Source organism: Mucilaginibacter koreensis, assembly GCF_054783355.1.
Window position 1 is genome coordinate 2,154,070 of the sequence record NZ_BAAGQS010000001.1, and the last position, 14,653, is coordinate 2,168,722.

12 protein-coding genes are annotated in these 14,653 nt (G+C 44.1%); 6 read left to right on the top strand and 6 right to left on the bottom strand.

Features of this window, described 5'->3' with window-relative positions:
* Position 1 precedes the first annotated feature (1 nt).
* Positions 2 to 1,648, top strand: coding sequence for a glucose-6-phosphate isomerase (gene pgi, locus ACYVNW_RS09800; protein ID WP_460679680.1), 1,647 nt, complete (start codon positions 2 to 4; stop codon positions 1,646 to 1,648).
* Positions 1,649 to 1,920: 272 nt separating this feature from the next.
* On the opposite strand, the gene ACYVNW_RS09805 is transcribed toward pgi, so the two are convergent.
* Together ACYVNW_RS09805 and ACYVNW_RS09810 are read right to left on the bottom strand one after the other, a co-directional pair.
* The gene (locus ACYVNW_RS09805) at positions 1,921 to 2,973 is read right to left on the bottom strand and encodes a DUF2157 domain-containing protein (RefSeq protein ID WP_460679681.1); all 1,053 of its coding nucleotides are present in this window, start codon (positions 2,971 to 2,973) and stop codon (positions 1,921 to 1,923) included.
* A gap of 67 nt (positions 2,974 to 3,040) precedes the next feature.
* A complete protein-coding gene (locus ACYVNW_RS09810; RefSeq protein ID WP_460679682.1) occupies positions 3,041 to 3,880 on the bottom strand; it encodes an alpha/beta fold hydrolase in 840 nt (279 codons plus the stop codon).
* Between the two features lie 292 nt (positions 3,881 to 4,172).
* Here ACYVNW_RS09810 and ACYVNW_RS09815 point away from each other — a divergent pair, with 292 nt between their 5' ends.
* Complete coding sequence (locus ACYVNW_RS09815) at positions 4,173 to 5,978, top strand: DEAD/DEAH box helicase (protein WP_460679683.1); 1,806 nt, start codon at positions 4,173 to 4,175, stop codon at positions 5,976 to 5,978.
* A 108-nt stretch (positions 5,979 to 6,086) separates the two neighbouring features.
* On the opposite strand, the gene ACYVNW_RS09820 is transcribed toward ACYVNW_RS09815, so the two are convergent.
* The 3 genes from ACYVNW_RS09820 to ACYVNW_RS09830 are packed head-to-tail and all read right to left on the bottom strand — an operon-like array spanning position 6,087 to position 7,813.
* Positions 6,087 to 6,404, bottom strand: coding sequence for a hypothetical protein (locus ACYVNW_RS09820; protein ID WP_460679684.1), 318 nt, complete (start codon positions 6,402 to 6,404; stop codon positions 6,087 to 6,089).
* 55 nt (positions 6,405 to 6,459) lie between these two features.
* Positions 6,460 to 6,777 (bottom strand): hypothetical protein, encoded by a 318-nt coding sequence (locus ACYVNW_RS09825; RefSeq protein ID WP_460679685.1) that lies wholly within the window; start codon positions 6,775 to 6,777, stop codon positions 6,460 to 6,462.
* 37 nt (positions 6,778 to 6,814) lie between these two features.
* On the bottom strand, positions 6,815 to 7,813 hold the full coding sequence (locus tag ACYVNW_RS09830; protein WP_460679686.1) for an NAD(P)H-dependent glycerol-3-phosphate dehydrogenase: 999 nt from the start codon (positions 7,811 to 7,813) through the stop codon (positions 6,815 to 6,817).
* A 156-nt stretch (positions 7,814 to 7,969) separates the two neighbouring features.
* Between ACYVNW_RS09830 and ACYVNW_RS09835 the strand changes: the two genes are divergently transcribed.
* The 3 genes from ACYVNW_RS09835 (at position 7,970) to ACYVNW_RS09845 (ending at position 11,123) form a co-directional block, all read left to right on the top strand.
* On the top strand, positions 7,970 to 8,587 hold the full coding sequence (locus ACYVNW_RS09835; protein ID WP_460679687.1) for a polysaccharide deacetylase family protein: 618 nt from the start codon (positions 7,970 to 7,972) through the stop codon (positions 8,585 to 8,587).
* Between the two features lie 450 nt (positions 8,588 to 9,037).
* Positions 9,038 to 9,634 carry an FMN-dependent NADH-azoreductase gene (locus ACYVNW_RS09840; protein ID WP_460679688.1) on the top strand — a complete coding sequence of 199 codons (597 nt, stop codon included), beginning with the start codon at positions 9,038 to 9,040 and terminating at the stop codon, positions 9,632 to 9,634.
* 487 nt (positions 9,635 to 10,121) lie between these two features.
* Positions 10,122 to 11,123: a ligand-binding sensor domain-containing protein gene (locus tag ACYVNW_RS09845; RefSeq protein ID WP_460679689.1), complete on the top strand. Its 1,002-nt coding sequence runs from the start codon at positions 10,122 to 10,124 to the stop codon at positions 11,121 to 11,123.
* A 69-nt stretch (positions 11,124 to 11,192) separates the two neighbouring features.
* Here the strand turns inward: ACYVNW_RS09845 and ACYVNW_RS09850 are convergent, their stop codons facing one another.
* On the bottom strand, positions 11,193 to 12,071 hold the full coding sequence (locus tag ACYVNW_RS09850) for a glutamate--tRNA ligase family protein (RefSeq protein ID WP_460679690.1): 879 nt from the start codon (positions 12,069 to 12,071) through the stop codon (positions 11,193 to 11,195).
* A gap of 225 nt (positions 12,072 to 12,296) precedes the next feature.
* Here ACYVNW_RS09850 and ACYVNW_RS09855 point away from each other — a divergent pair, with 225 nt between their 5' ends.
* Entirely contained in the window at positions 12,297 to 14,564 is a 2,268-nt protein-coding gene (locus tag ACYVNW_RS09855; protein ID WP_460679691.1) for an aconitate hydratase, read from the top strand.
* Positions 14,565 to 14,653: the final 89 nt, after the last annotated feature.

A 14,653-nucleotide genomic window follows, 5' to 3' on the forward strand; every position in this document is an offset into this window, starting at 1 on the left:
TATGCTGCCAACTATTGATTTTACTACTACAGAGGCTTACAAGTATTTAACCGACCATTTTATACAACTGGCCGGTACGCAAATAAAAGATGAGTTTGCTGCTGATAAACAACGTTTTGAAAAATTTTCGGTTTCGTTCGAAGACATTTTATTCGATTTTTCTAAAAACCGCATTAGTGATACCACTATCGCTTTATTAGTACAGCTGGCAAAAGAGTGTAGATTAAATGAGGCAGTAGCCGCCATGTTCAGCGGCGAGGCAATAAATGTTACTGAGGGCAGGCCGGTATTACATACGGCTTTACGCTATCAGGGCAACCAGCCGGTAATGGCCGAGGGCAAAGATGTGATGCCTGAAGTTAAATCCGTGTTGGCACAAATGCAGCAGTTTAGCCAGTCGGTAATCAGCGGGGAATGGAAAGGATACAACGGGCAGGCCATTACTGACGTAGTGAATATAGGCATAGGCGGCTCTGACCTGGGGCCGGTAATGGTAACAGAAGCACTTAAGGCTTACAAAAATCACCTTAACCTGCATTTTGTATCTAATGTGGACGGCACCCAGATTGCTGAAACATTAAAGGTATTAAACCCTGAGACTACCCTGTTTTTAATTGCCTCCAAAACCTTTACCACTCAGGAAACCATGGCTAACGCCCATACCGCGCGCGAGTGGTTTTTAAGCAGCGGTGCTGCCGAGCAGGATATTGCCAAACATTTTGCAGCCCTCTCTACCAATGCCAAAGGCGTAGCTCAGTTTGGTATTGATACCAAAAACATGTTTGTATTTTGGGATTGGGTAGGCGGCCGTTATTCATTATGGAGCGCCATTGGCCTTTCTATATGCCTGGGCATTGGTTTCGATAATTTTCAGGAGTTGCTGGCCGGTGCATATGCCATGGATGAACATTTTAAAAATACCGAACTGGAACAAAACATTCCTGTATTGATGGCACTCATCGGCATTTGGTATAACAACTTTTTTGAGGCCGAAACGCAGGCCATTTTGCCATACGACCAGTACATGCACCGTTTTGCAGCTTACTTTCAGCAGGGCGATATGGAAAGCAACGGCAAATCAGTTGACCGTAACGGCGTACCGGTAAATTACCAAACCGGCCCTGTAATTTGGGGCGAACCGGGCACCAATGGCCAGCATGCCTTTTACCAGTTAATTCACCAGGGCACTAAATTAATACCCTGCGATTTTATTGCCCCGGCACAAACGCATAACCCTGTAGGCGAACACCACACGTTGCTGCTATCTAACTTTTTTGCCCAAACCGAAGCGCTGATGAACGGCAAAAGCTATGATGAGGTAGTGACCGAATTTAATGCCGCCGGTAAAAGCGAAGCCGAGATTGAAAAGCTGGCGCCATTTAAAGTATTTGAAGGCAACCGCCCTACTAACTCTATATTGGTTAAAAAAATCACCCCGCGCACGCTGGGCTCCCTGATTGCCATGTATGAGCATAAAATTTTCACTCAGGGCATTATCTGGAACATTTACAGCTTCGACCAATGGGGAGTAGAACTGGGCAAACAGTTAGCCGGCAAAATACTGCCTGAGCTACGCACGGCTGATGAGGTTACTGCGCATGATGGTTCTACCAATGGGTTAATTAACCAGTATAAAGCCTGGCGGTAAGAGGTTAATTTGATGATTAGCTATTGTGAGTGCGTCATGCTGAAATTGCTTTAACGACACACTTTATGAGGATACATAAAAGCCGGTAGCGCAACTACCGGCTTTTTTTATATAAATACATAGGGCATCATCTTTACAAATTTGTAAGGGATGCTGATTATACAAAGTCAAATGCAATCTGAATGCTTTAAAGAGCAATAAAATGAAAGCTCAGTTTTCTATTTTCGAAAATCTTTTGGCCACCACACATATCAATATCGTTACCCTGTCTTTTAGTTCGCCTCCGGCGAAGCTTTGATATTCCATATCTTTTCTGCTTTGCGGCCAATCAGCCAAAAGGAAACAGCTAACACCGAAAAGAACAAGGTATGCGGAATATGCTGCCACAGGTACTCAAAGTACTTAGTATATAGAAAGATGAGCAAAAAGGTGATACCAAACTCCCGGGCGATAACATCATTGGCTTTGAGGCCATATAATAAAAAGCCGCCTGCAATACCCAGCGCAATGAGGCCCCAGTAATAAAGAGAAATTTGCTTAATCAACATCCACTGATCCAACTGTCCGTAATTGCCAAAAATGCTGAGCAGCCATAAAGACAAGAACAGGTACAACAACCCCATTACATAGGTAAGATCACAAAAATGGGCGAACCACTTTTTGGTTCTCAACACAAAAGTTGACGCTACCAATAAGGCCCCAAACAACACAAAGCGCAGGGGGTAATTCATACCTAAAAAGTAATAGCTCCAGCGGGTTTGATAACCGGTTTCGGTACCGAACCAACTGCCCAGCGAAATAAGTGCAAACAGCCAGATGAGCCTTGAGTTTAAACGCCAGCCCAAAAAGCCATATACAAACACAGAGAACAGGAACAATAAAGAATAATGCCCCGAGCCATTATCGAATGTTTTACCCAGGTAAGCTATACAGCAGGCGGTGAACAAAATACCAATAAAAATAATGGCCTCGTTACTGAAAATCTGCTTGGGATATCTAAGCTCGCGCATACGGCCGGTATAAAAGAAACCTGCTGCTGCTGCACCTGATAATATACTGATGACAATATCGGGCGTATAGTACAACTGCTTCAGCCAGTTCAGTACATCATCATTTACCAGCAAGGAGGCAAAAGCAATACCGCCGCAAATCAGCGCAATCCAGAAGGAGTACTTAGCCAGCCGCATCCAGTCGAAGCCTTTGGTTTCATAAGAACTGCGCAGGCCTTCGGCCTGCTCACGGCTTACCAGCTGCTCTTTTTCCCAAAAGGCAATCAGCTTGCCTGCAAATTCACTCTCCTGCTTATCTAAATTTATTTTGGGCATACTACTGTAATGACTAAGGTATAGCTTGCAGTACCAAATATAAAAATTAAGTTAACAGGTTGAACCTTTATTGCTGCATTTTGCCTGTAAAGAAATTACTTACCGTAGCGTTAAACTGATCCTTGTATTTAATCAGCGTATCGTGTCCCGAATTGGGCAAAATCCACAAATAGGCATTAGGAATAGATTGTGCAATTAACAGCGTATGCTGAGGTAAAATGGCATCGTGGTCGCCACCAATAACGAGTGTAGGGCATTTGACCTGTTTGAGCAATGCAGGTTGTATTTGCGGCTTGGTAGCCATCAGGTGCACCAGTTTGTAAGCATTACGAGCCTTATTGCCGGTAAAGGCCAGCTTTTTTAGAGCAAAATCTTCTGCTTTTAAGGCCCGGTAAGAGCCGGGGCCAAAAGCGGTACTATCTGATACCAGGTTTGCGCCCGATATAGCCAGCTTACGCACTTTATCAGGATGGCGAACGGCCAGCAGCAAACCATTGATCCCCCCATCGCTCCAGCCAATTACATAACATGATTTTACATGCAGGTAATTCAGCAGCGAATCCATATCATCAGCCATCATACTATAGCTTAAAGAATCTTTTGGGTCTTTTGATTTTCCCTGTGAGCGGCTATCAGCAGCAATCACACGGTAATGTTTAGCAAAATAAGGTATCTGATTTTCGAAAGCCTTAATAGAGCCACCATTGCCATGAATAAGCAATAAGGGCCGGCCGCTGCCGTAGGTTTCGTAATATAAATTAAACCCGCGCAGGTTTGCATAATGCCCGGCGGAAGGGTTATTGCCATAACCGGTTTTAGCTTTACCCTTTGTTGCCCTTTGCGAAAATGCAGATAAAATCGGGAACAGCATTAAACAAATTAAACATAAACGTACAAGTAACTTCATCCGGACGAAAATTTTGAAAGTAAATATAGGTGTTATCAGCGTTTTAAAGGTATGCTGTATGTACACGGTCAGGTTTTGGTTTATCAAACATCAGATAACAAAAATTGGTTGCATCAAATGTGATTAAATAAATAATTTTTTGATTTACAATCAATTATATGCAAAACAAGCCCATCAATTGTAATCTCAAACTCACTTAAAATATAATATCAATCCAATATTTGTTTTTATGAGTTAAATACGTACTTTTGCACCCGATTTGACGATGTTGTCAGATACGTTATTTTAATTCATGAATAACCCATTTTTAGAACTGGGAATCCGTCATGATATTGTTAATGCCATCAGCGATTTAGGTTTCGAGAAACCATCGCCTATTCAGGAAGCTTCTATTCCTGTTTTACTGTCAGGCAGCAACGATTTTGTCGGATTAGCCCAAACGGGAACCGGAAAAACCGCTGCATTCGGACTGCCTTTATTAGAACTTGTCGATTTCGAGGATAAGACCCCTCAGGCGCTTGTACTATGCCCTACACGTGAACTTTGCTTGCAAATAGCAAATGATTTAACCAAATATGCCAAAAACATGCAAAATGTGCATGTAGTTGCAGTTTACGGTGGTGCCAGTATCAGCGATCAGTTGCGCAGCATTAAACGCGGCGTACAGATTGTGGTAGCTACACCCGGCCGTATGCTGGATATATTGAACCGCAATGCCATCGACTTCTCCAACATCCAATACGTAGTACTGGATGAGGCAGATGAAATGCTCAACATGGGTTTCCAGGAAGACATTGATGAAATCTTGTCGACCACGCCTGAAGAAAAGAAAACCTGGCTGTTTTCAGCCACTATGCCAAGCGAAGTTCGCCGCATAGCTAAAAAGTACATGACTGACCCATACGAATTAACGATGGGTGAGAAAAACACCGGTAATGCCAACATTGAGCACGAATACTACATTGTACGTGCCCGTGACAAGTATGCCGCGTTTAAACGCATTGTTGATTTCAACCCTGAAATTTTTGGTATCGTATTTTGCCGTACCAAAATTGAAACTCAGGAAATTGCAGAATCATTGATTAAGGACGGCTATAATGCCGATGCCCTGCACGGTGATTTATCGCAGCAGCAACGCGACAAGGTAATGAAACGTTACCGCGAACGCAGCTTGCAGTTATTGATTGCAACCGACGTAGCTGCCCGTGGTATTGACGTAAACGACGTTACCCACGTTATCAATTACTCGTTGCCTGATGAGATTGAGAACTATACCCACCGTAGCGGCCGTACCGCACGTGCAGGTAAAACCGGTATCTCTATCGCCATCATTAACTCAAAAGAGTTAGGCAAAATTCGCCAAATTGAAAAGGTAATTGGTAAACGCTTTAATAAAGCCGAAATACCAAGCGGTTTTGATGTATGCGAAAAGCAACTGTTCGGCATGATACATAAAGTGCATAACGTAGAGGTAGACGAAACTCAGATTGAGCAGTACTTACCCCGCATTATGGACGAGTTTGCCGACCTGAGCAAAGAAGACCTGATCAAGCGTTTTGCTTCACTGGAGTTCAACACATTTTTAGATTATTATAAAAACGCGCCAGACCTGAACGTACAGGAAGACAGCCGCAGCCGCGAAGGTGGTGAGAAATTCCCTCGCACCGGAGCCCGTGCCGATTTTACCCGTTTGTTTATCAACCTGGGTTCGGTAGATGGCTTTAGCCGTGGCGATTTGCTGGGCTACTTCTGCAACCAAACCGGCATTAGTGGCCGTACCATTGGCAAAATTGATGTAAAGGGTGTTTACTCTTTCATCGAAGTAGCCAATGAAGACTCAGATCGCGCTTTCAACAGCTTTAAAGAAGCCGATTTTCATGGCCGCCAGGTGCGGATTGAAATTTCTGCTGATGGTGACCGTAACAATAGCCGTGGTGGTTCGTCTAACTATCGTAAGAGCGAAAGCCGCGACGGTGGTTTCAGAAGCAACAGCCGCCGCGATGGCCGCAGCAGCGAAAGAGGCAACTCTGGCGGTGGGTTCCGCGATTTCTCCGGCAAACGCCGTGAAGACCGCACCGAGCGCCGCAAGAAATATTAAGGATTTAGTTTTTTCTTCATAGCAGCTTCTGCTGCGGCAGAAGCTCCATTAGTTTTAGTTTTAGTTTAGTTAACAAAGCCTTTCCCTCATACGGAAGGGCTTTTGTTTTTAACGGGTAAACTCTACGGTGATAGAATCGGGGTAAAGCAGCTTCAGGTTATGGTCATCCAGTTGCTGGATTACAAATTTGGTATAAGGCTGGCTGCCTTCGTATGAAGTAAGAATGGTATCACCTTTCATGATATAATCTTCGGGCAGCGGCGAGCCGTTGTCCATGATAAATTCTTTACCGGTGATTTTAAGACGAGTCTCGCCATCTTTAGAACGCCACTCACCTTTCAGTTCTGATTTTTTGGCGTTAGATGAACAGGCAGATAAGCTAAGTAATGAGGTGCAGAAGAAAGATAAGAGTATAAAGTTTTTCATAGGCTGTATGGTATCAATAAATAAGCGCCTGCTTTAGGGCAGGCGCTTTATCATATTACATAGGTTTGCTTGTTCTTAAGCTGGCTTTGGCTACATATACACGGTGGCCTTTGCTGTTTACATAGTAATATTTTGATTTATCATTAATGTATACTGTTTGACCACCCGGGCCATAATGACCATCATATTTTTTATCAACTACTGCAGCAGCACCTTTTGATGCAGTATGGGCAGTGGCATGGCCAACTTTTTTACCGGCTTTGCCAATATCTTTCCCGGCATTTTTCAAATCTTGTCCTACGGTTTGTGCATTTACCTGCACAGCGGCAAATAATCCTGCGGCTAATAGCGCAGCTTTAACGAAATTTTTCATGGTATAAGAACAATTTAAGTGTTGTTAATAATAACGCTTAACTCAATTGTTCTGCCAAATGTTTCATTTCTGTTACAGGCGACCGTTTTTGGTATAAAATAGCGTAAACAGCGTTACAAATGGGCATAGGCACTTTGTAATTTTTATTCACCTGGTGTAGGCAATTTACTGCATAATAACCCTCAGCCACCATATTCATTTCCAACTGGGCCGAGGTTACGGTGTACCCCTTGCCTATCATGTTACCAAAGGTGCGGTTACGGCTAAATTGCGAATAGGCGGTTACCAACAAATCACCCAGGTAGGCAGACTCTTTAATATCCCGCTCAATGGGGTGCACGGCATCCACAAAGTTTTTTAGCTCATTAATGGCGTTTGAAATCAATACTGCCTGAAAATTATCGCCATAGCCTACCCCATGGCAAATACCGCTGGCTATAGCATAAATATTTTTCAATACAGCCGCATATTCGGTACCGTAAATATCATCAGATACGATGGTTTTAATATAACGGGTATTGAGCATGCCGGCAAAACGGGCAGCCAGCTCTTCATCTTGTGAGGCTACAGTAAGATATGATAGTTTTTCTAACGCCACCTCCTCAGCATGGCAAGGGCCGCTCAGTACCACCAAATCGGTAAGCGGAATGTGGTAGCGCTCATGCATAAATTCCCCGATGATCATGTTTTCATCGGGCACAATGCCTTTAATGGCCGAAATGATTTTTTTACCGGCCAGGTCATCAGGTGCAATATCCTTCAATGCATCTTTCAGAAAAGCGGCAGGTACATTGAGCAATATCATATCAGCCTCAGCTACCAACTGCCTTAAATCGGTGGAGATATGCTGAGCCGGTACTTTGATTTCAACCGAGCTTAGGTAGCTGGGGTTATGCCTGAACTTTTGCAAATGCTCCACGGCCTGTGCATTGCGCATCCACCACATCACCTCTTTAGGTGTGGTATTATCCGTTAGCATTTTTACATTGGCTGTGGCCCAGCTGCCCCCGCCTACCACCAGTATTTTATTGCTCATTAAGGGCAAAGATAGGTTAATAGAAGCAAGAGACAAGAATCAAGAGCCAAGACCAAAAATATTAAGCCATTATAAACACGTATCTAAAATTCTAAAATAACTAACTCTTGGTTCTTGACTCTTGTCTCTTGCTTCTATTCCTCTATCTTTACAAGCATGTACCTCATAAAAACGCCTTGGTGGTTAAAGCGCCTGTACCCGCAGCTGTTGTGGAACATGCCCCGCCATGAGCGTACGTTGTACATTACCTTTGATGATGGCCCTATCCCTGATGTAACCCCTTTTGTTTTAGCCACCCTGCGACAATATCAGGCCAAAGCCACCTTTTTTTGCATAGGCGATAATGTGCGCAAGCACCCTGATCTATACCAACAGGTAATAGCCGACGGCCATGCCATCGGTAACCATACCTTTAATCACCTTAAAGGTTGGGTAACTGAAGATGACGTATATATAGATAACTACCGCCAAGCCGATGAACTGTTAAACGCCCCACTATTCCGCCCGCCCTATGGCCGCATGAAGCGCAGCCAGATCAAGTTGTTGCAGCAAGCCCGGCCGGATATCAATATAGTGATGTGGGACGTATTGAGCGGTGATTTTGACATCAACCTCGACCCTGATAAATGCCTGCGCCATACGTTGAAGCATACCGAAAATGGTTCCATTATTGTATTTCATGATAGCTTGAAGGCATTTCCGAGGTTGAAATATGTGTTACCGAGGGTGCTGGAAGTATGGAAGGAAGAGGGATATGCCTTTAAGACGTTATAATAAAACCCAACTTGTCATTTCGACCGTAGGGAGAAATCTTCTTCTGTCGACAGGTCTACAACAGACTGGCATGTTGAAGAAGATTTCTCCCTACGGTCGAAATGACAACTCCTTATAATGTTCTCAACCTTTTCATGCCTACAGTGGCCTGCATTAGCGCAACATTGTTTGCGAATAGCTTCTGCTTCAATGCCTGCGGTTGGTGTTATCACCAACCGCTACTTGCAGTGCACAAACTTAGGTTATCTTTAACTGTATTCACCCGAATCATTCTATTCAAATAAGCTTGTTTGTATATGGCGGTTGATAATAACACCAACTACAGGCAGTAAAACATATCTAATACTGTTTCTATTATCATTGTTGAGTCAAGTTTAAATATTGCACCAAACATTTATTCAATTACATGTTTAAACATCTATATTAGCATTTAAATAAACTAAAACTACCATGTCAAAAATTCTGAATGTCATTTCCAGTCCGCGCGGCGCGGCATCCAACAGTATTAAACTGGCTAACGCGATTATCGACCGGCTGAAAGAAAAAGATCCCGGTGCCGCCGTGCATACCCGTGATTTAACCAAAGGGCCCTTTCCTCACCTGGAAGAAGCCCATTTAAATGCCTTCTTTACCCCGGCTGAGCAGCATACTGAAGAAAATAAAGCAGCTATCAAACATTCTAACGAAGCAATTCAGGAGATTATGGATGCTGATATCATAGTAATTGGTGCCCCTATGTACAATTTCACCATTTCATCTACCCTAAAAGCATGGATTGACCATATTTGCCGTGCAGGCATTACTTTCAAGTACACTGCTACCGGCCCGGTTGGTTTGGTTAGCGGTAAAAAAGCTTACGTGGCTGTAGCTACCGGCGGTGTGTATGCTGATGGTGCACAATCAGGTGACTTTCTGACTCCTTATATTAAATCTATACTGGCATTCATCGGTATTACTGATGTGACCTTTGTTACCGCTGAAGGTTTTGCCATGCCCGATTTACAATTAGGTGCTTTAGACAAAGCGATAGACAGCATTGCAATTTAAGGCGCTCTTAGCCATTAATATAAAAAAGGGAACCCGACATTGGGTTCCCTTTTCTGTTTTGATAACTGCTTAATTTCACCCTAACATTTCATTATTGCCATAGCAACCGATGGCTTGGCACTCGCACAGCAATACGCTCACCCCCGTGATGACGAAAGTTAAACGCAAAAATTACTGACACATTTGTGCCACTGCTGCGGGTGCTGCGCAGTGCTTCACCTGCTGCATCCGCTGCGCGCAGCACTTATGCAATAGTATCTTTCATATTTGCTTTATACCACTGATCTGCCATACTCCAAAAGCTAATACTACGGTTGCGGCTCTCCATACCTGCTACATTCGTTATCATCTTTTATTGTGGTTGTTACAATAGCACTTGAAGCAGCAACAATCTTATCTTTCAATACAAAAACTCAAATTAAGTAAAAGCGGTGTAACGTTGTGTGCTTTATTAACGTCATGGGTATAAACAACCTGAGTTCATATCATGAAACGTATTTTAATTGTTTGCCTGCTTGGCCTTGCCAGTTTTACCAGTTGTAAAAAAGAGAAGAAAAGTGCCATACAGCCACCCGACAATACTTCTATTCCGCAAAACACTTTTCACTGGCAGCTTTATACGCAAACCAACTCTCAGCTCAGCAATAACCAGGTAAACGCGATTGCCATAAGTAAAGCCGATGTTAAATGGATTGGCACAGCCAATGGCCTGGTACGCATTGAGGGTAACAACTGGACGATCTATAACGAGTATAATTCGCCGCTGCCATCTTCAGCCATACAAGCATTGGCCGTACAAAACAATGGCAATGTTTGGATTGGCACTAACAAAGGAGCGGTTAAATTTGACGGAATCAACTGGCAAACCTATACTCCCGAGAACAGCCTGTTACCCGATAAGGCAATAATGAGTATTGCACACGATGGCATTTATAACCGTACATGGTTAGGCACTGCCAAAGGCCTGGTTGAAATTAAAGAGGATAACAGCTGGCACCTGCATGATGAAACCGACGGAGAATTACCCCTATCCTTAGCCACAGACCATAATGGCGCGCTTTGGATGGGCTGCCATGATCATTTAAATTTCAGGGGAAAAATCAAGCGGTTTCAGTTCGACAAGTGGGCAACTTATCAATTAGACAAAATGGGGTTCGAATCCGCATTTCCGTATGCTATTGGTGTGGATAAGAACAATGCCATTGTAGCGGTACTCACCGGTACTGCCGTACAATCAGTTATTCGTTTAAACGATGGCACTTGGAATGAAGTTAACCGGCCGGAAAATTTGCACGGAATGCGATCGCTGGCGCTCGAAGGAGAAAAAATATGGGTAGGCGGCACTTCTCTTGCCTTATTGGGTGAAGTGCCCTCCGCCGCACTCCCTATTACAGGCACAGATGCAGGTATACTGGCGATGGCTGTTGACAGCAAAGGTAATAAGTGGATAGGCACAGCAGGCGGCGGCCTGGCTGTTTACCATGAATGATACAACGTGGGATATCTACAGCTATACATTTGCTGGCAAAAACTTCATCTATATCATCATAACACCTACTCATGCAAAACCTGGCAGTAGCAAAGCAGCCAGTTGCTGCCAGGTTTTTACTCGTTCCGGATGACCGGTTAACAAGGCAATCTCACTGTATACATCTGCCGGTGTTTTACCCTGTTCACGCAGATACTTAACAGAAGTTGCTCCGGCTGATTTTGAAAGCTTTATTCCATCAGCACCTAAAAGCAAGTCATGATGGTAAAACCTGATTTGCTGAAAAGCCTCCACTTTTAAGGCAGCAGCCAACTCCTGCTGTGCCAGAGTAGATGACCATAAATCCTGCCCCCGTACTATCAAATTTACGCCGAAGTGCAAATCATCTATTACCGAACTTAACTGGTAAGCCGGAAAGCCATCTTTTTTCCTTACCACAAAATACTGCATATCTGCCGGTAGCAAAGCTTGCATTGCACTATCCGGATAAGCAGGCACATTTAACAATTGACGGTCATCAGTCAACAGGCGCCAACTGGTATGAGGTGCATTTAGCGGAATATTTTGCTGGCAGCAGGTGCCGGGATAAATATCATTACCACTGTTGCTGCGTATTTGCGCCCTTGAACATGAGCAGGCAAACACTTTTCCCTCAGTTTGCAATTGGCGAAGCGCCCGCTCATATAAAGGCAGCCGGTGCCTTTGCGACCACTCGGCTTCAAACTCCTGTACACTGCGCGGCCCCACATGCCAGGGGATCTCTAAAAAATGCAGCGTGTCAAACACATCCTGCACGTACAAAGGGTTTACCCGCTCGCGGTCCATATCATCAATACGCAGCAGTATGCGGGCACCTGCCTGCTGGGCAACTGCTGCCGTTAACACAAATGACAACACATTGCCAATGTGGAGGTATCCGCTGGGTGTAGGCGCTATACGTGTGAGCATAGGTTGAGTGGTGAGTTAAACCAATTACAATTGTAAAATATTGTTTTTGAATTTTTACTTTTCAATTTTGGCTTTCAACCGCCTGCTAATTTAGAATATATCCAAATAACATTCGCGCAAACCTGCAAAGCCATTTATGTGTTAAATTTCGTACATTCGCGGCGTTGAGCATTTTTTGTGCTTTAACTTCCCGATTGTTCACTTTTTTACCTAAAAATCAATACAATGGCATTTGATTTAGATATGATTAAAAAGGTTTACGACCGCTATACCAGCCGCATTGAGGCTGCCCGTACAGCTACCGGTAAACCTTTAACCTTAACCGAAAAAATATTATACGCCCACTTATCTGAAGGAGATGCTCAAAAGGCTTTCCAACGCGGCGTTGACTATGTAGATTTTGCACCAGACCGTGTGGCTATGCAGGATGCAACTGCGCAAATGGCCCTGTTACAGTTTATGCAAGCCGGCCGCCCGCAGGTAGCTGTTCCTTCTACCGTACACTGCGATCACTTGATTCAGGCCAAAGTAGGGGCTTCTGAAGATTTGCATACCGCAATTGATATCAATAAAGAAGTTTACGATTTCCTTTCTTCAGTATCTGATAAATATGGTATTGGTTTCTGGAAACCAGGTGCAGGTATTATTCACCAGGTAGTGCTGGAAAATTACGCCTTTCCTGGCGGTATGATGATCGGTACCGACTCACACACGCCTAATGCGGGTGGCTTGGGTATGATTGCCATTGGTGTTGGTGGTGCTGATGCCTGCGACGTAATGGCCGGCCTGCCTTGGGAACTTAAATTCCCTAAACTGATTGGTGTTCACCTGACTGGTAAATTATCAGGCTGGACTTCAGCAAAAGATGTTATTTTGAAAGTAGCAGGTGTATTAACTGTAAAAGGTGGTACCGGCGCTATTGTTGAATATTTCGGCGAAGGTGCCCGTTCATTATCAGCTACCGGTAAAGGTACTATCTGTAACATGGGTGCCGAGATTGGCGCTACCACTTCTATCTTCGGGTATGATGAAAAAGCTGCTGCTTACCTGCGTGGCACAAAACGCGAAGACATTGCTGACTTAGCCGATGCCATCAAACACCATTTAACCGGTGATGATGAAGTATATGCTAGCCCTGAGCAGTACTTCGATCAGGTAATTGAAATTAACCTGAGCGAATTGGAACCACATGTAAACGGTCCGTTCACCCCCGATCTGGCATGGCCGATTTCTAAATTTGCTACCGCTGTTAAAGAAAACGGCTGGCCTGAGGCTTTGGAAGTAGGTTTGATTGGTTCTTGTACCAACTCTTCTTACGAGGACATTACCCGCGCGGCATCTTTAGCTAAACAAGCTATTGACAAAAATCTGAAAACCAAAGCTGAATATACGGTTACACCAGGTTCAGAACTGGTACGCTACACGGTAGAGCGCGATGGTTATTTAGATACCTTTGCTAAAATTGGCGGTGTGGTATTAGCTAATGCCTGCGGCCCATGTATTGGTCAATGGAGCCGTCATACCAATGACCCAACCCGCAAAAACTCAATCATCACTTCGTTTAACCGTAACTTTGCGAAACGTAATGATGGTAACCCGAATACACACGCTTTCGTGGCTTCACCAGAAATTGTAACAGCTTTTGCTATTGCAGGTGATTTAACCTTTAACCCATTAACCGACACTCTGACCAACGAAAACGGCGAACAGGTAAAACTGGACGAGCCTATGGGTATTGAATTACCAGTAAAAGGTTTTGCGGTTGAAGATGCCGGCTACCAGGCCCCTGCCGAAGATGGCAGCCAGGTAACCGTACAGGTAGATCCTAACTCTTCACGTTTGCAATTACTGGATCCGTTCCCGGCTTGGGAAGGTACTGATATTACCGGCTTACGCCTGTTAATTAAGGCCAAAGGTAAATGTACTACTGACCATATCTCTATGGCCGGCCCATGGTTGAAATTCCGCGGCCACCTGGATAACATCAGTAATAACATGCTGATTGGTGCCATCAATTACTTTAACCTGACTGCCGACAGCGTGAAAAACGAACTGACCGGCGAGTACGGCCCGGTACCTGCTACCCAGCGTGATTATAAAGCTCATGGCATTGGTACAGTTGTAGTGGGTGATGAAAACTATGGTGAAGGTTCATCTCGTGAGCACGCGGCCATGGAGCCACGTCACTTAGGCGTTCGTGCCATCCTGGTAAAATCATTTGCCCGTATTCACGAAACCAACCTGAAAAAACAAGGTATGCTGGCTATCACTTTTGATAACGCTGCAGACTATGACAAAGTTCAGGAAGATGATACCATTGATATTACCGGCTTAACTGAGTTTGCACCTGGCAAACAGTTAACCGTTGTGTTGCACCATAAAGATGGCAGCGAAGAGTCATTCGCGGTAAACCATACTTATAATGCACAGCAAATTGAGTGGTTTAAAGCCGGCGGTGCTTTAAATATCATCCGCAAACAACAAGTACAATAAGCTATATTTAGCTTTGCGATACAAAAGCCTCTCCATCCGGAGAGGCTTTTTTTGTTTATCCGTTTTCTGAGTTGTAAAAACACGAGTTT

Excerpts from the sequence above, each read along its gene's own strand:
- pgi (WP_460679680.1), top strand. The coding sequence starts at position 2 with ATGCTGCCAACTATTGATTTTACTACTACAGAGGCTTACAAGTATTTA.
- ACYVNW_RS09805 (WP_460679681.1), bottom strand. The coding sequence starts at position 2,973 with ATGCCCAAAATAAATTTAGATAAGCAGGAGAGTGAATTTGCAGGCAAG.
- ACYVNW_RS09810 (WP_460679682.1), bottom strand. The coding sequence starts at position 3,880 with ATGAAGTTACTTGTACGTTTATGTTTAATTTGTTTAATGCTGTTCCCG.
- ACYVNW_RS09815 (WP_460679683.1), top strand. The coding sequence starts at position 4,173 with ATGAATAACCCATTTTTAGAACTGGGAATCCGTCATGATATTGTTAAT.
- ACYVNW_RS09820 (WP_460679684.1), bottom strand. The coding sequence starts at position 6,404 with ATGAAAAACTTTATACTCTTATCTTTCTTCTGCACCTCATTACTTAGC.
- ACYVNW_RS09825 (WP_460679685.1), bottom strand. The coding sequence starts at position 6,777 with ATGAAAAATTTCGTTAAAGCTGCGCTATTAGCCGCAGGATTATTTGCC.
- ACYVNW_RS09830 (WP_460679686.1), bottom strand. The coding sequence starts at position 7,813 with ATGAGCAATAAAATACTGGTGGTAGGCGGGGGCAGCTGGGCCACAGCC.
- ACYVNW_RS09835 (WP_460679687.1), top strand. The coding sequence starts at position 7,970 with ATGTACCTCATAAAAACGCCTTGGTGGTTAAAGCGCCTGTACCCGCAG.
- ACYVNW_RS09840 (WP_460679688.1), top strand. The coding sequence starts at position 9,038 with ATGTCAAAAATTCTGAATGTCATTTCCAGTCCGCGCGGCGCGGCATCC.
- ACYVNW_RS09845 (WP_460679689.1), top strand. The coding sequence starts at position 10,122 with ATGAAACGTATTTTAATTGTTTGCCTGCTTGGCCTTGCCAGTTTTACC.
- ACYVNW_RS09850 (WP_460679690.1), bottom strand. The coding sequence starts at position 12,071 with ATGCTCACACGTATAGCGCCTACACCCAGCGGATACCTCCACATTGGC.
- ACYVNW_RS09855 (WP_460679691.1), top strand. The coding sequence starts at position 12,297 with ATGGCATTTGATTTAGATATGATTAAAAAGGTTTACGACCGCTATACC.